Raw genomic sequence first — 22,620 nt, 5'->3', positions numbered from 1 at the left:
TGCTAGCTTAAGAGCTAATGCTTGATTAGAAAATTAATGATATATAATTAGTACACATGTACACAAGTAACGCCTACTGATTTATTAAGACCGTATAGATTGTAATAACTAATAACAGTACTATTACCATAGATCGCATCAGTTAATAATAACCCATTAGTGCCATCAATTAAAAACATAGATGATCCTCCAAATGAAGCAAATTCACCATATGCCGTTTTATCGCCTACAGCTGGCATATTTACTATCTCCGCTGGAATCGCCCAACCAGTTGGACAAGTAAAAGTAATTGAATTCTCACCATTTTTTTGCCAGCTAATACCAGTAGTAGGAGCTGTACCACTTGCCTGCTGTATAGGTGAGTAATCTCCACCTGTAATAGTAGCTGCTGTTTTTAAACTATATCCTGTACTAACACTTACATTAGCTGTTACAGGACTATCACCTGAACCAGATGGTGGTGTAGCTGTCAAAGTTACAGTGTAATTTATATTATAACTACCAAATGTTACATTTGTATCAGCAGAGCTAGCTGCAGAAAATGTTGCCGATGATGGGTTTGAGCTCCACTGTAACGTCCAAGCACTAGTTATACCTGTATCTGCTAAATCAGCTGTTAAAGCGTAATCTAAAAATCCAATTCGAGAATCACTTAATGATGGCGCTGTAGCTGCTCCTGTGGTTACACTTGTAGTCGCAGTTCTGGTACTTTGACCTTTTGTAGCAGTATACTCAACTTGGTATGTTTTACTAGTAAGCGCAAATGTATAGCTTAGAGCATCTGTTGATCCTGGTACTACACTACCATCTACTTTCCATTGCTTTGTCCAGCTACTATCTATACTTGTATCTGTAGTATCCGCGGTTATTGTAAAAGCTAGTGGATTATTACCATCTTGAGTAGATGATAACGATGGTTGATTAACAGCACCTATAGTTATACTTATAGTCGCAGTTCTAGTACTTTGACCTTTTGTAGCAGTATACTCAACTTGATATGTTGTATTAGATTGCGCAAACGTATAGTTTAGAGCATCTGTTGATCCTGTTACTACATTACCATCTATCTTCCACTGCCTAGTCCAGCTACTATCTATACTTGTATCTGCAGTATCTGCGGTTATAGTCCAAACAAGTGGATCACTACTACTATCTTGAGTAGCTGTTAATGTAGGTTGAGTGACTGTACCTACAGTTATATTTGTAGTAGCAATTCTTCTAAGTTCACCCTTTGTAGCAATATACTCTACTTGGTATGTCGTATCAGACTGGGTAAATGTATAATTTAGTGTGTTTGTTGTAGCTCCTGGCACTACATTACCATCTATCTTCCACTGCTTTGTCCAGCTACTATCTATATCTGTATCTGTAGTATCTGCGGTTATCGTCCAAACAAGTGGATCACTACTACTATCTTGAGTAGCTGTTAATGTAGGTTGAGTGACTGTACCTACAGTTATATTTGTAGTAGCACTTCTTCTAAGTTCACCTTTTGTAGCAATATACTCTACTTGGTATGTTGTATCAGACTGGGTAAATGTATAATTTAGTGTGTTTGCTGTAGCTCCTGATACTACATTACCATCTATCTTCCACTGCTTTGTCCAGCTACTATCTATACCTGTATCTGTAGTATTTGCGGTTATCGTCCAAACAAGTGGATCACTACTACTATCTTGAGTAGCTGTTAATGTCGGTTCAACTACTTCACCTGAAGTTATTTCTTTTGTAGCTGTTGAGATTACTTCTCCATCTACAGAGACTTCTAAGCCTACTGTGTAAGTTATATTTGGTGTTGGGAAAAGATACTCTATCTCTTGACCTGTACCAATCTCTGTACCATTTACTTTCCAAGTAAAGGTTGCATTATCTGGTATACCAGTTCCTGATGTGTTAGCTGTAAATTTATAATCCAACCCAGAACCACCTATAATCTCTGAGTTTATCTTAACTTCACCATACTGCGTATTTACTGTTTTTGCTAAATCAATTTTTTGAACAGTACCATCTGGATATGTGATCGTTCCAGAAACACCTATCTGATGTGGGCCTACTGTAGTAAATACCCAACCAGTTGGGTTAGACCCAGAAGTACAATCACCATTACATAATGGTAAATTACTATCACTAAGTTGCTGATCTGTAGCAAGCTGGCCATCTGTTAGAACCCAAGTTATGTTATATTGTGGTTCTGGTACAGCTTCTTGTTTTAACACCTTATCTACTGATTTACCTACTACGTTTGTATATCTAAGTAAATCAGTTTGGTCTAATTCTATACTACAAACTGCACCGTCACAAGTTGTCGCTATTTGATAATCTGTTAGCTCTTCTTGGGCACAACTACTTAAAAGTGTTGCTAGTGCCAAGACTGAACTAATTCCGTATATATATTTTTTTAACATGAAAAATCCCCACAAAAGTTAATTGCAATATATAAAATATATCTAAACTAATAATAAGTAAAGCTATTTGAAAATTATTTTTTGTATTTCATATTTTATTATGAAGCTAATAAAAATAATAAAACCATATTAAAGCTATATATATCAATGGTTCGTGAAGATTTTATGGGGGAATTTATGGGTCTAAATTAATGTGGAGATTTTTTAATCGGCATTTCTATTGCTCGTATCTTTTTAATCTATACTAATGTATAAATTTTCTTAATGACTTTAACTAATATGCTAGTCTATCTGTGGCAATATGGTAATCTTCATCTTCTAAGATATTTAATTCCACTAAATCGCCCGCTTTTCCTAGTAAAATTTTACATTCTTGATTAAGATGACGTAAATGTAGCCTTTTGCCAAGCTTTGTATACTCATCAGCAACCCATTGAATAGCATCTATAGCAGACTGGTCAGCTACACGTGAATATTTAAAGTCGATTATTACTTTTTCTGGATCTTTAGCAAATTTAAATAAATTTTTAAAACTAGTTGTAGAGCTAAAGAACAAAGGTCCATGAACAATGTATTCCTTCTCACCATTTTCATTAGTTTTCTCTTCTGCCCAAATATTTTTAGCTGTTTCCCACGAAAATACTAATGAAGCTATAATGATACCCATCACAACTGCTATTGCTAAATCAAATATTACTGTAGTAATTGTCACTATTACAATCAACAGTACATCTTTTTTAGGTACACGGCGCATCATCTTAAAAGAAGCCCATTCAAAAGTTTCTATTACAACCATCATCATTACACCGATTAATGCTGCTAATGGTATTATTTTGATCAAAGGCATAGCTAATAAGATAAATATGAGTAAAAACACCCCTGCTGTAATCCCAGATAAACGCCCTCGTCCACCAGAAGATATATTAATCATACTTTGCCCAATCATAGCACAACCACCCATGCCCTTGAAAAAGCTAGATACTATATTGCCAACTCCTTGAGCGATACATTCTTTATTACCTCTACCACGGGTTTGCGTACGTTCATCGATAAAAACTAAAGTCATTAAAGATTCTGATAAACCGATAATAGCTAATACAAATGCATACGGCACAATAATTTTAAATGTTTCTATAGATAAAGGAATATGAGGAATACTAAAGCTATGTGATATACTTCCCCCACTCATTGCCATTAGGCTACCTACTGTTGGCATACTAACACCTGCGGGCATTGGTATAAATATCACAATCAATGTAACTACTATAATAGCTGTAAGTGCTGAAGGCAAAAGTTTTGTAAAACGAGGTAAATAGTGAGTAATCGCCATAGCTAAAAGTACTAAACCGACCATTATCCAAAGACTAATCCCACTAATCCATACAGAAGGCTCGACTCCTGGCGGTGAAATCTTGAATGATTCAATTTGTGATAAAAAGATCACTATTGCTAAACCATTAACAAAACCTACCATCACAGATTTAGGCATCATACGGATAAATTTACCTAAACCTAAAACTCCTATCACAACCTCTATAACACCAGTAAGTAAAACTGTTGCCATTAGATAACTCAAACCAGTTACAGGATCGCCTGGAAATAGTAACATGATAGATACCATAACAACGGCCATAGAACCAGTTGCACCTGATATCATACCAGGACGACCACCTATAATAGCTGTTATTATACACATAAAGAAAGCTCCCCACAGTCCTACTGTTGGGTTAACTCCTGCTACTAAAGAAAAAGCTACTGCTTCTGGGACTAAAGCTAAAGCTACCGTTAAACCAGATAAAAAATCTACTCTATAACTGCCACCAAATGGCATCAAAAAATTACTAACATTTTGTTTCATTTTTATTTATTACCTCAAAAATATTAAAAGTCAAAAAATAAAAAGACATGCATTAAAAGCACTCTTTTATGTATAACTGTATACTAAACATGGATACGGACTTAATGAATAAGAAAATTAGAACTAAGGTGGGGTGATAAGTTTCATTATAAATGAACCTATTAATTTTAATAATTAGATAGTAAATAATAACAAAAAAATATCAAGTATAAAACCCTAGTAATCATATAATTCAATTAAATACTATCCCAGCTTTGTAGTAATACTATCTTTGATAAAACATACAAGTTAAACTAATTATGAGTATTAATAGTCTAAGGAGATTTTGATATGCCAGTTATGTCTGATAGTCTAGGTGAAGTTTTTGTCAAAGATAGTGCCTTATATGGCGCTCAAACCCAAAGAGCGATTAATAACTTTAAAATCAGTAATCTACAAATGCCTAAAGATTTTATAAATGCTGTTTTATATATAAAAGAGGCTGCTGCTATAGTTAACTATGACACAAATAAATTATCTTTTGAAAAATCTCAAGCGATACAAAAATCTTCTCAAGAACTAAGAAATGGCGAGTATTCTGACCATTTTCCTTTAGATGTATTTCAAACAGGATCAGGTACTAGTACTAATATGAATGTTAATGAGGTAATTTCAGGAGTTGCTAAACAAAAATTTACAATATCTCTAGATCCAAATGATGATGTAAATATGAGCCAAAGCAGCAATGATGTGATTCCAACAGCTATAACAATATCTTCACTTTTATTAGTCAGAAATAATTTAATACCCAAATTAGAAATGCTTATAGAAGTATGTAAAGCTAAAGAAGAAGAACTAAAAGGGTGTGTAAAAACTGGTAGAACTCACCTGATGGATGCTATGCCTATCGACTTTTCTCAAGAAATATCAGGCTGGCGATTTCAGTTTGAAGAAAATTTGCAAAGAATACAAAATTGTATTCCTAGATTTTCTAAGCTAGCTCAAGGCGGGACAGCTGTTGGCACCGGGATTAATACACCAAAAAACTTTGCTACAGAGATAGCAAAAACTCTTACTGAAATTACAGGTGTTAACTTTGAGCCTAGCCAAAACCATTTTGCTTTGATAAGTGGTCAAGAAAATAGCTTAGAGCTTTCTTCATGCTTAAAAAATACTGCTACGACGCTTATGAAAGTTTCAAATGACCTAAGAATTATGAATAGTGGTCCACTCTCTGGATTTAATGAAATAGAGCTACAAGCTCTACAACCTGGAAGTAGTATAATGCCAGGCAAAGTAAATCCAGTAATACCAGAGGCTGTATGTATGGCTTGTGCTCAAGTTATTGGTAATGATGCTTGTATCACAATTGGAGCTCAGAGTGGACTATTTCAACTAAATGTTATGTTACCTGTTATAGCTTATAATTTACTCCAAAGTATAACTCTAATAGCAAATTCAGCAAAACATCTGGCTGAAAAAGCCATAGCTACTTTTAAAGTTAGAGAAGACAACATACAAAAAACTGTTTCTAGAAATCCTATATTAGCTACTGCTCTTAATGAATACATTGGATATAAAAAGGCAGCTGAAATTGCTAAAAAAGCTTACAAAGAAAATAAATCTATACTAGAAGTTGCTATAGCTGAAACAGATATGAAAGAGTCAGAATTAAAAGAAATATTAGACCCTAGTAAACTTACTTGTAAGATCTAGACTTTTACACATTACAGTCCATGGTGCCATTCCCTATGTTTTTTCAAAGCGTCACTTCGACTAAATGTGAAATGGCAAACTTCACATACATATGGTCTTTCTCCTGTATGTGTTCGTTTATGTCTAGTTAAATCACTTAGTCGAATAGTGTAATAATCACAGCCTTCAAAGTCACACTCATATTTCTCCCCTGTATGTATCCGCATATGTGTCTTTAGTTCAGTTAAGGTACTAAAGCTTTTACTACAATCCTCAAAGTTGCATACATACGATCTTTCTCCTGTATGTGTTCGCTTATGTTTAGTTAAATCACCTGGTCGAATAGTGTAATAATCACAGCCTTCAAAGTCACACTCATATTTCTCCTTTATATGTCTTTGTTTATGTTTAATTAAATCACCTGGTCGAATAGTATAATAATCACAGCCTTCAAAATCACACTCATATTTCTCCTTTGTATGTATTCGCTTATGTTTAGTTAAATCACTTAGTCGAATAGTACAATAATTACAGCTTTTAAAGTCACACTTATATTCCTCTCCTGTATGTATCCGCTTATGTTGCTTCAGGTAAAATGAAGTATTAAAGCTTTTACCACAATCCTCAAAGTTACACACATATGGCCGCTCTCCTGTATGTATTTGCCAATGTATCTTCAAATGCGATGAAGTAATAAAAGCTTTATTACAGCTTTCACACACATATGGCCGTTCTCCTGTATGTATTCGCTGATGCCTTTTCAGATGAGATGAATTAATAAAGGTTTTTTCACAGCCTGGAAAAGCACACTTATATAATCTTTCTCCTGTGTGTGTTCGCATATGAATATTTAAAATCGATGGATAAGGAAAACTTTTACCACAGCCTGGAAAAGCACAACTATATAGCCGAGTTGTGTGAGCTTGATTCTGCTGGCTAAGATCTATTCTTATTTTCTGTTCTAGAGTATAAGGTGATAAACTATAATCTTTCCTTTTTTGACCTATTATGTTATCAAAAGTTTGTTCTGATGAGCTTTCATTGGGTGAAGCAAGTTTTTTTGGGATCATAACCTTCAAATTACTTTGTTGCTTATTATCTAAAGGAGAAGCTACGGTGCTAACGTCTTTAAGTTCTGTTACGACAAAATAATGGTTTCCTGTATAACCCAATGTGATTATATTGTCACCAGCTCCAAGCACTTGCATGTTATTTCCACCTATATTTGGCGAAATAATCCTAATAGTTAAATTAGGATAAGCTAATGAAAGCAACTGTGGTGCTAAATCCCCTCCAAGGTTATTCCAACTACCCATCTGAACTAGGCTATTTCTGATATCCATTAAACTATTTAAGTTAACAAAATCTCCTAAGGTTTGCTGGAAATTAGGACTATCAAAAACTCGGAGTAAATCATTTCTCATCGCTTGGATGATTTCTTGATTACTATTTCTATTAGGTAATAAGTTTGCACAACCACTATCTCTTGCTGCCTCTAATACTGCTCTATAAAAACAATTTCCGTCACCTGTTACATTCCTACTTTTTTTTATAATATAACGTTGGGGTTGTGTTGAAACTGGCTTAGATTGTGAAGCTTGTAAAGCTTGTTTTAATAGCTCAATTACTTTTTTGCTAATTACTAGCTGTTGATTTGTGTTAATTTGAGATGAAAAAGCTTGACCCCTAGGTTTATAAAACTGATATGCTACTGATAAAATATCCTCGTTAAGCCTAAGTTTATTTTTTCCATCTATTTTACTCCTTAATATCCTGCTTAAAACTATAAGTTTTGATAAATAGTTTGCAATATCCTTTATCCTTTTCTTATAATAAGGACTGCTTCTGTTGATAACGTTTTCTGATAATAAAAAATTTAATCCTTTAGTTACCAAAAAATCCCTCTTGAGTTGCTCAGCCATACCTAGCAGCTCTATATGTTTACCTCGTTTAATCCTTTGATATAAACGCCCTATAAATTTAGCTAATTCGTTAAAATTCTGTTTTCTCCAAAATGCTTCAAATAAATTATCAAAAATTTTTTTACCGTCTTTCTGCTGAAATTCTATCTTTATAAGACCATTCATATCCATAAGCTTATCATTATACTTTTGTGGATTATTAAACATCATCCCATAAGATCCTAAAGCTTGCTGTGTACTTTCAAGATGAGCCTTATAATTATGGCAAAATACAGATAAAAGAACCCTTGCATAATAATTAGCAAAAGAACCTCGCTTTTCTTCGGGTTTTTTATCAAAATCCTGTTTAGCTTTATATACTGCATGAGATGAATAAAGATATGATATATGAACCGAATTAAACCTAGAAACAGGATTACTAGAGTTATCCCAACGATGATAGCATGATAATTTATGGTTAATCTCTGAGTCATAAACTAGCACCGCTAAAATTAACTTAGTTACCCTACAAACTAATAACAATGCCCCTCCATGCTTATTAGGTAAAAACGGTCGTATTAAACTATTTTCCTGTTTATCTATTAAGTTAACTAATTCTTCAGGATTTAAGCTACAATTATGGGCATCTACCGTCAATTTAGAAGTTATGTATTTATTATTGGCAAGAAGCTTTTCTTTAGTTTTTTTTGCTTTTTCTTCTGTTACTACGGTTATAGTCGGCCTTTTCTGATTAAATTTATAATATTCATATTTTACATAGCCAAATGCAATTTTGAATCCTGTACTTTCATAAACTAAAGAAACTAGCTTATCTGACCACGGTAGAGTGTAAATATCTGCTTGGATAGTTTCTAAGAAATCTTTAAACCCCTCCGGAACATATAAATTATATATCATCAACAACCTCTTTTAAACAAAACATAATTAATAACACACTAATCTATTGTATTTATTTACTAAAAATATTTTATAAATTAATAAAATTAATTATATTACTCTAAATAATCCTAAAGCAAGTATAAATTCTAGGTAAAGCAAAAGTCTTAAAATCGTTTAGTAGATTTAACGTCATCTATGAGTTATTAAAGCTAATAATTTTTAGCCTAATTAGTTTGATAACATATATAAAAAAACTGTCGATTTAATCTATAGCAAAAAAACAAGGGGGCTGAGCGAAGTCGAAACCTAATATTTTTAGTGTTTTGACAAAGCTATTTCAACAACTTCAATAAACTTTTGCAATTAAATCCACAGTCTCTCTAATTAAACTTTTTGTCTATTACAAAATTTAGTGTTTATTGGGTTTATAATGTATAATACAAATTTTATTTCTCCCATTAGAAAAACGAACTAAATAAGGAAAACTATGAAGCAAATAATTGTATGTGCAATGTATAAATTTGTTACTCTTGAAAATTACAAGCAAATGCAGAAACCTATTTTAGATATGATGGTAAAAAATAATGTCAAAGGAACCTTTTTGTTAGCTAATGAAGGAATAAATGGTACTGTAGCAGGAACATTCGAAGGAATAACTGAACTACTTAAATACTTAAAAACAGATAAACGCTTAGCTGATATTGATCATAAAGAGTCTTATCATGATAAGATGCCATTTTATCGCTCTAAAGTAAAACTCAAAAAGGAAATTGTAACTTTGGGTATAAGTAGCATAGATCCAAATAAAATTTGCGGGGAATATGTGAAACCTAAAGATTGGAATAAACTAATCTCTGACCCAGATGTTGTATTGCTAGATACACGTAATGAATATGAAATACAAATTGGTACTTTTAAAAATGCCATTAATCCTCATACAGATAACTTTAGAGAACTACCAGAATATGTTGATAAAAATTTAGACCATAAAAAGCATAAAAAAATAGCTATGTTTTGTACTGGTGGAATCCGATGTGAAAAGTCTACTGCCCTTATGAAAGCTAAAGGTTTTGAAGAAGTTTACCATCTACAGGGGGGTATTCTAAAATATTTAGAAGAAGTGCCACAAGAAGAGTCTCTATGGCAAGGTGAATGTTTTGTTTTTGACTCAAGAGTTGCGGTAGATCATAATCTTGAGAAAGGTAGCTATGACCAATGCTACGCTTGTCGTATGCCTATAACAGAAGAAGATAAAAAAAGATCTGAGTATGAAAAAGGTATAAGTTGTCATCACTGTTATGGCAAGTTAACTGAAAAACAAAAATTACGATTTACAGAGCGCCAAAAACAAACTCAATTAGCTGCAGAATACGGGTTTTCACATGTCGGAGACCAAGCTAAAAAATTAGCAGAATTAAATAAAGATAAAAAACTAAAAATAAAGGAACAAGCTCGTCAGCAAAGTAAATAAATTTATGGCTATTAGCTCTTATTCTTTACCTAAGTCTTTAAGTTTATAACCAGAAACTAAATTACTCTCTATTTTCTCTAAACTTACCCCTTTTGTTTCTGGCACAAAAAACTTAAGAAATATAATAGAAAGTAAACAAAAACCAGCATATACGATAAATAATAATGGTTTACCCCATTCGCCTGCACTCATTATTACATTTGAATTACTTACAACTACATACACAAAAGTCCAGTTTACGATAGTTGTTACTGTTAAACCCACTTCACGAATTCTCTGCGGAAAGATCTCTGAACATAAAGTCCAAGCAACAGGTCCCCAAGAACATGCAAAGCCAAATATATAAACCAAACAAAATACTAGTAATACATATTTTGGAGCGTTAGAAGTAGTATGACTTACATCAATTAGATAAAAACTATATGCCGCTATTAATAAAGAAACCATCATAATTATAGCTCCTACTGTTAATAGCTTTTTCCTACCCCATTTTTCTACCCATTTTATAGCTGGAAAAGTAGATAAGAAATTAACAAAGAAAACCATTAGCCCTGCTAATATAATATTTAAACCAGCTCCTTCTAAAAACTTAGGTGCATAATAAATTATCATATTTATACCAACAAGTTGCTGGAACATCTGGATCATAATACCCACAAACAAAATTTTCCAAAAATATTTTTTAGCAACGGTTTCTATTATCGAAACCTTTTTTTCTCCAAGCTTTTGCTTGATTTCACTAATCTCTAAGTCGACTTCATCTTTTTTTCTAGTCTTAGTTAAAATAGCTCTTGCTTCTTCTTCTCTATTTTTTAGCATTAACCATCTAGGGCTTTTTGGCAAAAAGAAACAACCAACAAGCATTAAAAATGCAAACAGCGTTATCACGCTAAACATTAGAGTAAGAGAGATTTCTGTATGACCTACGAGCTCCACGATAACCACATTTGTTAAGCATATTAAAAATATCCCAAACGTAATCATAAGTTGAAATAGCGTAGACATAGCTCCTCTTATATTAGTTGGTGCTGTCTCAGCCAAATAAAGTGGCGTTGCAAAAGAAGCTAGTCCCACACCAAAACCTAAAGTAAATCTACATGCTGTTAGAATTTCGATAGGTAGCAATAAAGAAGAAATAAAAGCACCAAGTAAAAAAGAAAAACCAGCAACTAGTAAAGTATTTTTCCTTCCTAAATAACGAGTAAAAAAGCCACTACATAGAGTTCCTGCTATCCCACCAAAAGCTAAAATAGCGTTAAAATTACCCTCTTGTATACTTCCATCTGCAATACCATATATATGATTAAGAGTTTTGCCAGCATTAGCAATAAACCCCTGATCTAAACCAAATAGCAAACCACCAAGAGCTGCTACTATACATATAAAAATAACGATTTTTCTGAATTCTTTTTGACTTTCCATTGACTAAATTATTCTTAACACCCGTGTTGCTATAACATAAATTATTTAGCAAATTAATGCAATTATAATTTACATCTAACCGAACATATTTTTTAACGCTGATAGATTTTGCTTAGAGTTCTCTTTGCGAGTTTCTGGACATTCTTTTTCACTACCAACCCAATATAAATCTGTCTCAGGCAATTCTTCTATAAACCTACTTGGCACTGTAACTATTTTTTCGCCAAATTTTTTACGATGTTTTGTAAGTGTTATCGTTAAATTTTCTTTTGCTCTAGTGATAGCTACATAAGCTAGACGTCTTTCATCTTCTATAGATTCTTCTTCTATACTTTGTTGGTGAGGTAATATACCATCTTCCATACCCATTATATAAACTTTTTTAAACTCCAAACCTTTTGAAGCATGCATTGTTATAATCTGAACTTGATCATCGTTTTTTTCTTCATTATCTCTATCTAAGATATCTATAAGCAACATCTTATTTAAAACCGAAGATAAAGAATCAAGCCCATTGTACGCCTCATCCTCTAACTGATTAATTATCCACCTTATAACTTCTAATACATTAGCATACCTAAATTCAGCTTGTTTTTCTGATGAGCTTGAGTCTATTAACCATTGTCTATACGAAATTCTCTCAACAAACTCTCCTAAAATTTTTTTGAGCTCTACTGTAGAAATACTGGCTACTATTTCTTGTTGGGTGAAAACAATTAAATCTTTAAATTTATTAAGATTTGCTTTAGCATAGTCACGTAATTCTATTATATCTAGGTTATATAGAGTATGAAAAAAACTACAGTGATGGAAACTGGCATACTCACCAAGTTTATGAATAGTTACGCTACCTATTTCTCTTTTTGGTGTATTGATAACACGTAAAAATGCTCTATCATCATCAGGGTTTACAATAAGTCTTAGATAAGAAACAATATCTTTAATTTCAGATTTTGAAAAAAATGAAGTACCTCCACTTATAGCATATGGGATTTTATGCATTTGCATATACCTTTCTAATATAAATGCTTGATAATTACTACGTATTAATATTGCATAATCAGAATTTTTCGAGTTTGTTTTTATCCTATCGAAGAAAATATCGCTAGCTATAAATTGTGCTTCATCTTCATCATTTAACAAACTTATAACTTTAACTTGATCACCATACCCCTTAGCTGACCAAAGTTTTTTTTCAAAAATATGGCTATTATTTTCTATAAGTTTATTTGCAACATTTAAAATTCTACCTGTAGAACGATAATTTTGTTCTAATTTTATAACTTTTAAGTCAGGAAAATCCTCTTGTAAATGGCGTAAATTTTCAGGTCGTGAACCTCGCCAAGCATATATAGACTGATCATCATCACCTACTACTGTAAATTTATTTTTACCTTGTGTTAGGCACTTTAATAATTGGTATTGTGATTCGTTAGTATCTTGATATTCATCTATTAATATATACCTAAATTTATCCGTCCATAATTTTTGTATATTTGGATTGATTCTAAAAAGTTGAATTGGTTGAAATATTAAATCATCAAAATCAAATGAGTTATACGATTTTAAGTATTTTTGGTATTCTTTATAAATAAATGCTGCCTGTTGTTCTAAATCATCTTTAGGCTCAACTTGCTCTGGCATTAAAAGCGCTGATTTCCAAAATGAAATTTTAGTTTGAATTATTCCAGCATGTTGCTTTGGTAGCTGATATTGTTCATATGCTATGTCGTAAATAAGAGCTAAAGAATCAGCGCTGTCAAAAAGTGTAAAGCTTTTTTTGTACTCTAAATCAGCATAATGTTTCTTTAAAATTGATAATCCTAATGAATGAAAAGTAGATATCATCAAACCTTTAGATAAATCTTTATTGAGTCTAGCTTTAACTCTTTCTTGCATTTCTTTGGCTGCTTTATTAGTAAAAGTAACAGCTAAGATACTTCTAGCAGGATATAATAATTGCTCTATAAGATAAGAAATTTTCTCAATAATAACGCTAGTTTTACCACTACCAGCACCAGCTAATACAAGTAATGGTGAGCCAATATACTTTACAGCCTGCTGCTGCTGAAGGTTAAGATTATCTAACATTTTATGATTTTATGACCATCTTCTAGCTGGTATTCTGACTCTGTAGCCTCTTTATGAAAAACTACTAACATATAACACTGGTTGTCTAAAAAGACTTTATTCACCACGTTTGCTAATGGTTTACTATATTGATCTTTTAAATCTTGCTCTTGAACGTCAAAACTAGTTTTTACAACTACTAACTCTTTTTTTAATTTAGCTTTATAATGAATCCTAGCTATAACCTCTTGACCCATATAACAACCTTTTTTATAGGATACTACATTTTCTAAATTGTCCAACTCTAGTTCGGCCGGTAAAAATTTTTCAGTGTTTTTTTTATCGATAATAGCTAGTTTGTTTAGGATATTTTGTTTTTGAACCTCTTCAAAGCTAATGTCAAATTCTAAACCACCGATATGTAAAATATCATGTTTTAGAAACCCATTATCAGTAAAAAATAAAGCATATTGGTCATTTATGGAAAAACTAACTTTGGAAAACATTCCGTACTTCTTAAGCCATGAGAGAAGTATTTCTAAGATACCCTCTTCTACAGAAAGTAAGAATTTATCATCGGATATATACTTAATAAAACTTAACGAAATTACTCTACCCTTGAGGTTGGCAAAAGCTGTGAGCAGAATATTACTAGTTGGTGATAGTATGTTTAAATCCGCAGTTGTAAGACCTTGGAGAAACTTTTTAGTATCTACACCTTGTACTTCTAATATTTTAAAATCTTGGTATTGGTAAGCGCTCATAAGTATATGTAACCTTTATTAGTTTAGATTTAGCAATTTTCTTAGCTAGTAGATTTTATATATTTAAGATAAACATGTAAAGCTTAGTTAAACCAATCAATATAGCATTATTTAAATGATTTTAGATAATGAAATTTTTATGCTTTTATACGTCTAATTCGATAGTTAGCTATTATTATAGAAGAAATAATCACCAACATACCTACCATTTGTATAGTAGTGATTTTTTCATGGAGAAATAATACCGATAAAATTAAAGTAAATATAGGCATCAATGCAGTTAACATCCCTGTAGTTGGTGCTTGAAGATGTTCACTGCCTTTACTCCAACATAAATAAAAAAGTCCTGATGTAATACCTAAAACCAACAACATAAGCCAATCAAATACACTTAATACAGTGATAAATCCAAAATGCACCCAGAGCAGCATTGGTAATACAAAAATTGCATTTATAGTATTAATGATAATCGAGCCAACTAATGCACTGACGGGGACCTGCATTACTTTAATCAAGACATAATAGCCTGCTTCTGGTAACATCGCGATAATAATAAGTAAATTACCCAGCCAATTAGTACTGTTGCTACTTGTAACATTGTTAGAATACTGTAAATTAACCATAACTAAGCCCACAATTGCAACTATAACACATAACCACTGCTTGCGTGATATTGGTGTCTTAAGTAGTAACCACATAGCCAAAATCACCATCGCAGGTAAGGTACTTGTAATAATACCTGCCATAGTTGCAGAAGTATAATGGATCCCCGAAAGCATTAACAAATTAAATAACGCTCCACCACATAAACCTTGACCAACTAATACCCACCATGCTTTTCGAGGCATTGATTTAAGAGCCAAAAATTGTGCTGTTTTACTACTAATTACAAGGATTATTAGAAGTGATATAGCACCAATAATGAAACGCATCTCTAGTAGAAAAATCAAAGGGATATGTTCTACCAAATATTTTGACCCAGCAATATTTACCCCTGTAACAAACTGTGCTATCAAAATACAACTTAAACTAAATAGGACCAGTATTCTAGAGTTTTGTTCCATATAATAACCTTAAAATTTTAAGCTTAAAATAAATTGTAATTAGCTTACAATCTTATTTAATAGTAGACTTGACAAATTTTCTAATACATATATTAACAACACTTATCCACAATGGGCTAAACAACAACGATAATGAAACCAAAGTTATACTCATTTGATACATAGTATTATCTAAAATATTAAGCATATAGCCCATAGTTATAAGTACAAAACTAAACTCACCTATTTGCGAAAGCATCGCCCCACCAGCTAGAGCTTCCTCCATTCGTTGACGTAGTGCTATAAATATAAGTGTATTAATAGTGGTATTAAGTATAAATATCAAAACTAGGAAAGTAGCAAAAACTAATAAATGATCCCATACTAACTTTAAATTAATAAGCATACCTATTGAAATAAAAAACAAAGCCATAAAGATAGTTTTTACTGTAGCCAAACTGTTACCCACCCACTCTGTTTCCTCCACTGTGGCAACGATCATACCACCAACAAAAGCTCCTAGAGCAGAAGATAGACCTAACTCACCTGTCAAAGCTGCCATCCCAAAACATATTATCAATGCAGCAAAAACTTTCATTTCATCATCTTTACCAAGTTCCGGTATAAAAGAAAGTTTGATACTTTTTTTTATAGCCATGATAGCCGCAATAATAATAACTAACGTACCTCCAACAACTTGTAATATAATTTGACTATAGGATGGAGTCTCTCCTCCTAAAAAGCCTATAATGATAAGCATAGGAACAACTGCCAAATCTTGCACAAGCAATACCCCTAAAACATTTTGCCCTAGGCGGGTCCGCATACTACCACTATCATGTAGTAATTTTAGAACTACTGCTGTACTACTTAAACTTACCACTGAACCAAAAAGTACTATCTTAGCTAAAGGCCACTTTAAAATCACTCCTACAAACGAAACAACTAAAGTAGTTATAATAATCTGTAGGATAGTACCTATAACTGGGACTTTCCAATTTTCAGCAAACTTACGTGGCGAAATCTCCATACCTGCGAAAAACAACAACAAAATTACACCTATTTCTCCTAATCTGGCAAGATTATGATTATCTTCTATAAGATTTATACCATATGGACCTAACAATATTCCTGTTAATAAATATGCTACAACATATGGTTGCTTAAGTTTTTTTATAACCATTGTAAGTACTAGTATTCCTAGCACCACAAAGACAAATAATGAGATCAAAGGCTCTGTATGCATTTCTTTATACTCTTATAAGTTTTTATGTTTATTTTACTTTATATTAATTTTAAAAAGTATTATAAAATATATTATTTTGTGGATTTGATATTCAGCTTAACCATTGTTTTGCAGATTTTACAGTCGCTATTCTACTAATGTTATTGATAGATGCTAAATGGGCAGCCTCACTATAAGTTGTACAAGCATCTTCTATTACAGTCACATTATAATCTCTATCATGAGCTTCCCGAGCAGTTAACTCTACAGCCATATCTGTTGATACTCCCATAATTATAATATCTTTAATATTATTTGCTCTTAAAACACATTCTAAATCTGTATTATAGAAAGCACTTATCCTATGTTTAATTAAGATATGATCATTAGCTTTAACATCTATTTGGCTATATATTTCTGTTCCCCATTTTCCTAATTCTAAAGCGTTGTATTGCTTAGCATTACTAAAAATTGGTGAGTTATTCGGACATTCTATGTAATTAGCTGAAAATCCAACTTTTACATGTATAATTTGAATATTATTTATACGCGCTTTATCAATCGCAAGATTTGCATTTTCAATAACATCATTTTTAACTATATTAGGTATAAACTTAGCTGCTAGCTTTCCTTCTGGATGTACAATTTCATTTATAAAATCGATTGAGATTAAAACTCTTTTTGACATTTTATAACCTAACTTATAGTTACCATATATTATTAGATATATTATACAAAACGGTTAATTATTAAACCAATAAAAGTGATCTTTAATAATAAAAAACAAGTTATTCACCTCAAATTATTCACCTATATCTTCATTCCAAAGACTAGGATTATCTTTAATAAAATTTTCCATCATATCAACACATTGAACATCATTTATAACTTTAACATTTATATCATTAGCTTTTAAAAGTTTCTCTTGACCCATAAAGTTAATATTCTCCCCAATCACTACATTTTTTATACCATAGAGCAATATAGCTCCTGTACACATCGCACATGGCGATAAAGTAGTATATAGAGTAGCTTTCTGGTAATCAGCTGCTTTTAGTCTTCCAGCTTTCTCTAAACAATCCATTTCTGCGTGAAGTATAGAACTATTTTTTTGAACCCTTTGATTATGTCCAGCCCCAACTATTTTATTATCAATTACTAATACTGAACCTATTGGTATACCGCCCTCTGCCAGACCCTTTTTAGCTTGCTCTAAAGCTTGTCGTAAATATTTATCCATTTTTCAAAAATTTCAAGTTATTTAAACAAAGCTTATAATATTCTAATATAATCGACCAGTATTATTTACATTATGCTAGAAGAATACCTCAAAGCTATATTTTTTACTTTTATACCTTTAAGAAAACTATTCAAAATCAACGACTGCGCCTTCTACTAAATTTCTATCAATATCTTTTTTAGGTTTGATATTAGAAATTCTTTTTAACTTTTCAACTTGTCCAATTAAATTACCCCGTCCAGACTTTAATTTACTAAAAGCATTTTCATAAGATTTATTAGCATCGCTTAAAGACTTTCCTATTTTTTCTAGATCTTCTACAAAACCTACAAATTTTTTGTATAACTCTTCGGCTCTATTATAAACCTCTGTAATACTTTGAGCTTGTTTTTCATATCTCCAAGTATTTTCAACTGCTCGTAAAGCTACTAATAAAGTAGTTGGACTTACTAAGATTATTTTCTGTTTAAATGCTTCATCATATAAATTTACATCATTATCCAGCGCTAAAAGTAAAGCTCCTTCTATTGGTATAAACATAAATATAAAGTCTAATGAATTTATATCTTTTAAGTTTTCATAATTTTTATTTGCCAAACATTTTATATGATCTTTTATTGATCTGATGTGAGCTTTTAAATGAGTTTGCTTTTGATCATCATCTGCTGCCATATAATCATTATAAGCAAACAAAGAGCTTTTTGCATCTATTATAATATCTCTATCATCTGGTAACTTAACGATGACATCAGGGCGAAAAACTTTACCATTTTCATCAATAGTATGCTTTTCTCTAAAGTACTCTAACCCTTCTCTTAACCCAGATTTTTCAAGCACATTTTCAAGCACCATCTCACCCCAAATACCTTGCTGTTTAGTACTACTTCTTAGAGCATTTGTAAGGTTATGAGCCTCTGTAGTCATCTTTTGGTTTAATTCTTTAAGACTTTTTAGCTCATTGTGGAGAGCTCCCCTAGCTATAGATTCTTTGTCATACACGTCCTCTACTTTTTGTTTAAAATCTTTTAATTGTTCACGTACAGGATTTAAAACACTGTTCAAGCTTTCTTGATTACGTTCATTTAATTTTTTAGAATTATCTTCAAAAATTCTATTTGCCAAATTTTCAAACTCAGTTTTTAACTTTATCTCATTATTTTGTAATTGCTCTAATTTTTCCTTTAACTGAGTTTGTAACATTGAGATTTGCGATTTATACTCTTTTATCTCTTCGATGTATTTATCAACCTTAGTTCTTTCTGCTCTTAAATCTTGCTTGAGTTCTTCTAACCTTTGACTACTGTCTTCTCTAACTTCTATATTTTTTTGCTTTTCTCCTGATAATAAAATATCAAAAGTTGACCTTTCACTTTGTAAAGCCAATATCTGAGATTGTGTTGCGCCTTTATACTCTTCGAAAGCTTGTTTGATATTTTCAACTTCTTTAGATTTCTTACTATACAAAAAAAGAAGCACTACGTCCAAAACGATAATAAATAAAGCCAACCCTATTATCAGTATCATCAATCTAACCTTTAAACTAAAAAATTCTAACTTCAGATGTCAGTATAACAAATCTACCCTATTTTTGTTTTTAAAACTAAAATCTTAAAACTATTCCTAATGAAAACTCTCCCAAATAGCTTGAGCTAATTTTTTACTTATTCCTTTTACTTTTACTATCTCATCTACAGAAGCTTTACTTAGCTCTTGCCAGCCACCAAAATGCATTATTAGAGCTTTACGGCGTTTTGGTCCTACACTTTCTATTTCCTCAATGATTGATGATTGCCTATTAGAACTAACCCTCTTGCGCTGCCCTTTTATAGCATGATCATGAGCAGAATCTCGTACCTGGCGCAACAATAAAAATCCTAAATTATGCTCGTCTAAAGTATATTCTGTATCGTCAAAACCTTTATAGATTTTCTCTTTACCACTTACACGCTCGACACCCTTACCTAGACTTACTAGATAAACTTCGTTTTGTAAGCTAAACTCTTGGATGACCTTTTCAGCTTGATGTATTTGCCCTTTACCACCATCTATTATCATAATATCTGGAAGATTATTTGCTTCTAATCCCGAACTTACACGGCGATATACTGCCTGGTAAATTGCTGCATAGTCATCGCCTGCCTTAATACCTTTAATATTATATCGACGATGCGACTTACGATCTTCACCTTCATCTGTATATACTACACAAGATGCTACAGTTGCCTCGCCTTGGAAATGCGAGACATCAAAACACTCTATACGCTTAATCTCTTTATCTAATCCTAAAAACTCTTTTAAAGAAGCCAACCTCTTTTGGTACTGTGTTTTTGACGCGGTATAAATGTTTAGTTTTTGTCTAGCATTTACCTCTGCTAATTTTAACCATTTTAGATTATCTGCAGCTGGAGCTAATATCCAATTTATAGGCTGACCAATTTTTTGTGAAATACTTACTAACAAATCTTGGATTTCACTAAAATCAACTTTAGACAAAATTATATTCTTTGGCCAAATATTACGTATCTCATCGCTAAGGTAAAAATGAGATAAAAAAGCATGCATAATAGACGTTTTATCTTGCCCTTTTGCATCTATACTCCAATGTTTATCTGCAACGACATCACCATTTTGAACCTGCAATAAAGCTATACTTGCGTAAGTATCTTGTAAATATACACCGATTACATCGAAAGTTTTATCTGTCTGGATATCTACTATTTGCTGCTGCTGTAACTTTCTAAGTACTATTAATTGATCTCTATAAACTTGTGCCTTCTCGTATTCCATATTTTCAGAAGCTTGATGCATTTTTTGAGATATCTCCTCTAAAACACTACTAAATTTGCCACCTAAAAATTTTTTTAAAATAGCTAACTGCTCATCGTATTGCTCTTGAGAAACCAAACCTACACATGGACCAAGACAACGCTTTATTTGATACTGTAAGCACGGTCTAACTCGTGATTTATAATATGAATTTTCACATTGTCTAATTGGGAAAATTTTTTGAATGATGTTTAGAGTGTTTTTCACAGATGATATAGATACATATGGTCCAAAACATTGACCTTTTTTATACGCAGATTTGCCCCTATAGAACGAAACTCTTGGGAACTTATCTTTAGATATAACCAGATATGGATAACTTTTATCATCTTTAAATAAAATGTTATACTTTGGTCGATGCTGTTTGATTAAATTATTTTCTAATAAATAAGCTTCATAATCACTTGGCGTTATAGTTATCTCTATTTTTGCTATTTGCGAAACCATCATTATAGTTTTGCTATCTTTAGCGCCTTTTGAAAAATAGCTATTCACACGGTTCTTAAGGTTCTTTGCTTTTCCTACATAAATTATCTGACCATGTTTATCAAACATACGATAAACACCAGAATGTGTTGTCAAATTTGCTAAAAAATTTTTCAAATCAAAGCTTTTTGTTTCACTAGGAATCATTTGTATAGATAATTTCTTATTTTAAATACTAATAAATATGTAAAAATGTTAGCATATTAAAGTTTTTAATACATTGTTTAAATACTAATGCTCATTCAATCCCAAGATGACCTTAATAGAGCTACCACAAAAATATCTGACTATACACAAATAGCTGTAGATACAGAATTTTACTGGATGCGCACTTACTATCCTGAACTTTGCTTAATTCAGGTAGCTACAGATAATGATATTTTCTTAATAGATACCTTAGAAAATTTAGATTTTTCAAATCTAAAAGTTATCTTTGAGAGCGAAAATATTCAAAAAATTATGCATTCAGCTGCTAATGATATCCCTATTATTAAAAAATTTTTAAAGTGTAATACTAACAATATCTTTGATACTCAGCTAGCAGCAGGTTTCTTGGGATTACAGCCACAAATATCTTTAAAAAATCTTCTCAAAGAGATCTTAAATGTAGAAATGGAAAAAGAATCTCAATTTTCTGACTGGAGAAAAAGACCATTATCTGACAATCAAATTATTTATGCCATAAATGATGTTAAATACCTTATACCTCTAGCGCAATTTTTAGAAAAAAAAATCACCGATATAGGTTATCAAGATTTATTTACTGAAGATTTATCTCAAATAGCTACTATGGAATTTAATTCGGTAGAGAATGTTCATAATAAAATAAGCAATATTCAAAAATTTAATGAACAAACTCAAAGAAATATTATCTTATTAGCTCAATGGCGTGAAAAGACAGCTCAAGACAAAAATATTCCTTTAAGGTATATTTTTGATAACAAATTACTCTATTTAATAGCGCATATTTACCCTACATCTCTAAATGATTTTGAACATGTAGAACTAAAAAAACTCAAACCTTGGATTAAAAAAAGTATAATTAGTACATTAAAATCCAACAAATGTATACAGGAACTAATAACAGAGAAAAAATCAGCAAGTAAATTATCAAATGAGTTAACCGAACAAATTATAGATTTTTTTAACTCTCAGACTGCAGGTTTTAATTTTGACAGCGGTATTATTGCTTCAAAAAAAGATATACGCTCCTTAGCCTACAATCTTAACTTAGGTAAAACAAACATTAGTAATAAATTACTTAACGGCTGGCGTTACAAAACAGTTGGTAAAAAGTTAAAAGAGTATATACTTGAAAACATTAAATAAAAACTA

General features: G+C 31.7%; 15 protein-coding genes. 3 read left to right on the top strand and 12 right to left on the bottom strand.

Translation table 11 applies throughout. The features are described from left to right. Window positions 1-47: 47 nt before the first annotated feature. Window positions 48-2,405 carry a hypothetical protein gene (locus SD28_RS04825; RefSeq protein ID WP_039123760.1) on the bottom strand — a complete coding sequence of 786 codons (2,358 nt, stop codon included), beginning with the start codon at window positions 2,403-2,405 and terminating at the stop codon, window positions 48-50. A 274-nt stretch (window positions 2,406-2,679) separates the two neighbouring features. Continuing rightward, window positions 2,680-4,263, bottom strand: a complete 1,584-nt coding sequence (locus tag SD28_RS04820; protein ID WP_084593825.1) for a SulP family inorganic anion transporter — start codon at window positions 4,261-4,263, stop codon at window positions 2,680-2,682. Between the two features lie 330 nt (window positions 4,264-4,593). Between SD28_RS04820 and SD28_RS04815 the strand changes: the two genes are divergently transcribed. After that, window positions 4,594-5,958 (top strand): class II fumarate hydratase, encoded by a 1,365-nt coding sequence (locus SD28_RS04815; protein WP_039124631.1) that lies wholly within the window; start codon window positions 4,594-4,596, stop codon window positions 5,956-5,958. Between the two features lie 11 nt (window positions 5,959-5,969). Here the strand turns inward: SD28_RS04815 and SD28_RS04810 are convergent, their stop codons facing one another. Beyond that, window positions 5,970-8,756: a C2H2-type zinc finger protein gene (locus tag SD28_RS04810; protein ID WP_039124629.1), complete on the bottom strand. Its 2,787-nt coding sequence runs from the start codon at window positions 8,754-8,756 to the stop codon at window positions 5,970-5,972. A 469-nt stretch (window positions 8,757-9,225) separates the two neighbouring features. Here SD28_RS04810 and trhO point away from each other — a divergent pair, with 469 nt between their 5' ends. After that, window positions 9,226-10,209 carry an oxygen-dependent tRNA uridine(34) hydroxylase TrhO gene (gene trhO / locus SD28_RS04805; protein WP_039124627.1) on the top strand — a complete coding sequence of 328 codons (984 nt, stop codon included), beginning with the start codon at window positions 9,226-9,228 and terminating at the stop codon, window positions 10,207-10,209. Window positions 10,210-10,227: 18 nt separating this feature from the next. On the opposite strand, the gene SD28_RS04800 is transcribed toward trhO, so the two are convergent. The 9 genes from SD28_RS04800 to uvrC all read right to left on the bottom strand — a co-directional run bounded on the left by SD28_RS04800 (window position 10,228) and on the right by uvrC (window position 21,432). Then, window positions 10,228-11,631, bottom strand: a complete 1,404-nt coding sequence (locus SD28_RS04800) for a sugar porter family MFS transporter (protein ID WP_039124626.1) — start codon at window positions 11,629-11,631, stop codon at window positions 10,228-10,230. A 75-nt stretch (window positions 11,632-11,706) separates the two neighbouring features. Next, the gene (locus SD28_RS04795) at window positions 11,707-13,722 is read right to left on the bottom strand and encodes a UvrD-helicase domain-containing protein (RefSeq protein ID WP_039124624.1); all 2,016 of its coding nucleotides are present in this window, start codon (window positions 13,720-13,722) and stop codon (window positions 11,707-11,709) included. Then, a complete protein-coding gene (gene ygfZ / locus SD28_RS04790) occupies window positions 13,716-14,465 on the bottom strand; it encodes a CAF17-like 4Fe-4S cluster assembly/insertion protein YgfZ (RefSeq protein ID WP_039124622.1) in 750 nt (249 codons plus the stop codon). The genes SD28_RS04795 and ygfZ overlap by 7 nt, the downstream gene beginning before the upstream one ends. A gap of 137 nt (window positions 14,466-14,602) precedes the next feature. Continuing rightward, a complete protein-coding gene (locus tag SD28_RS04785) occupies window positions 14,603-15,529 on the bottom strand; it encodes a DMT family transporter (protein ID WP_039124620.1) in 927 nt (308 codons plus the stop codon). A 52-nt stretch (window positions 15,530-15,581) separates the two neighbouring features. Further along, window positions 15,582-16,754 (bottom strand): cation:proton antiporter, encoded by a 1,173-nt coding sequence (locus SD28_RS04780; protein ID WP_039124618.1) that lies wholly within the window; start codon window positions 16,752-16,754, stop codon window positions 15,582-15,584. A 91-nt stretch (window positions 16,755-16,845) separates the two neighbouring features. Continuing rightward, on the bottom strand, window positions 16,846-17,421 hold the full coding sequence (locus SD28_RS04775) for a cysteine hydrolase family protein (RefSeq protein ID WP_039124616.1): 576 nt from the start codon (window positions 17,419-17,421) through the stop codon (window positions 16,846-16,848). 114 nt (window positions 17,422-17,535) lie between these two features. After that, on the bottom strand, window positions 17,536-17,973 hold the full coding sequence (locus SD28_RS04770; RefSeq protein ID WP_039124614.1) for a nucleoside deaminase: 438 nt from the start codon (window positions 17,971-17,973) through the stop codon (window positions 17,536-17,538). A gap of 126 nt (window positions 17,974-18,099) precedes the next feature. Next, complete coding sequence (rmuC, locus tag SD28_RS04765) at window positions 18,100-19,497, bottom strand: DNA recombination protein RmuC (protein ID WP_039124609.1); 1,398 nt, start codon at window positions 19,495-19,497, stop codon at window positions 18,100-18,102. A 96-nt stretch (window positions 19,498-19,593) separates the two neighbouring features. Continuing rightward, window positions 19,594-21,432: an excinuclease ABC subunit UvrC gene (gene uvrC / locus SD28_RS04760; RefSeq protein WP_039124607.1), complete on the bottom strand. Its 1,839-nt coding sequence runs from the start codon at window positions 21,430-21,432 to the stop codon at window positions 19,594-19,596. Window positions 21,433-21,519: 87 nt separating this feature from the next. On the opposite strand from uvrC, the gene SD28_RS04755 reads away from it, so the two are divergent. Then, a complete protein-coding gene (locus SD28_RS04755; protein WP_039124604.1) occupies window positions 21,520-22,614 on the top strand; it encodes a ribonuclease D in 1,095 nt (364 codons plus the stop codon). Window positions 22,615-22,620 lie beyond the last annotated feature (6 nt).

The sequence above is a fragment of the Allofrancisella guangzhouensis genome (assembly GCF_000815225.1).
GTDB lineage: Bacteria > Pseudomonadota > Gammaproteobacteria > Francisellales > Francisellaceae > Francisella > Francisella guangzhouensis.
This window is presented reverse-complemented; position numbering and strand designations above follow the sequence as displayed.

What these genes read in the sequence shown, in the direction of transcription:
- trhO (WP_039124627.1), top strand. Translation starts at nt 9,226, where the DNA reads ATGAAGCAAATAATTGTATGTGCAATGTATAAATTTGTTACTCTTGAA.
- ygfZ (WP_039124622.1), bottom strand. Translation starts at nt 14,465, where the DNA reads ATGAGCGCTTACCAATACCAAGATTTTAAAATATTAGAAGTACAAGGT.
- SD28_RS04770 (WP_039124614.1), bottom strand. Translation starts at nt 17,973, where the DNA reads ATGGATAAATATTTACGACAAGCTTTAGAGCAAGCTAAAAAGGGTCTG.
- uvrC (WP_039124607.1), bottom strand. Translation starts at nt 21,432, where the DNA reads ATGATTCCTAGTGAAACAAAAAGCTTTGATTTGAAAAATTTTTTAGCA.
- SD28_RS04780 (WP_039124618.1), bottom strand. Translation starts at nt 16,754, where the DNA reads ATGCATACAGAGCCTTTGATCTCATTATTTGTCTTTGTGGTGCTAGGA.
- SD28_RS04815 (WP_039124631.1), top strand. Translation starts at nt 4,594, where the DNA reads ATGCCAGTTATGTCTGATAGTCTAGGTGAAGTTTTTGTCAAAGATAGT.
- rmuC (WP_039124609.1), bottom strand. Translation starts at nt 19,497, where the DNA reads ATGATACTGATAATAGGGTTGGCTTTATTTATTATCGTTTTGGACGTA.
- SD28_RS04795 (WP_039124624.1), bottom strand. Translation starts at nt 13,722, where the DNA reads ATGTTAGATAATCTTAACCTTCAGCAGCAGCAGGCTGTAAAGTATATT.
- SD28_RS04800 (WP_039124626.1), bottom strand. Translation starts at nt 11,631, where the DNA reads ATGGAAAGTCAAAAAGAATTCAGAAAAATCGTTATTTTTATATGTATA.
- SD28_RS04755 (WP_039124604.1), top strand. Translation starts at nt 21,520, where the DNA reads ATGCTCATTCAATCCCAAGATGACCTTAATAGAGCTACCACAAAAATA.
- SD28_RS04820 (WP_084593825.1), bottom strand. Translation starts at nt 4,263, where the DNA reads ATGAAACAAAATGTTAGTAATTTTTTGATGCCATTTGGTGGCAGTTAT.
- SD28_RS04785 (WP_039124620.1), bottom strand. Translation starts at nt 15,529, where the DNA reads ATGGAACAAAACTCTAGAATACTGGTCCTATTTAGTTTAAGTTGTATT.
- SD28_RS04825 (WP_039123760.1), bottom strand. Translation starts at nt 2,405, where the DNA reads ATGTTAAAAAAATATATATACGGAATTAGTTCAGTCTTGGCACTAGCA.
- SD28_RS04810 (WP_039124629.1), bottom strand. Translation starts at nt 8,756, where the DNA reads ATGATATATAATTTATATGTTCCGGAGGGGTTTAAAGATTTCTTAGAA.
- SD28_RS04775 (WP_039124616.1), bottom strand. Translation starts at nt 17,421, where the DNA reads ATGTCAAAAAGAGTTTTAATCTCAATCGATTTTATAAATGAAATTGTA.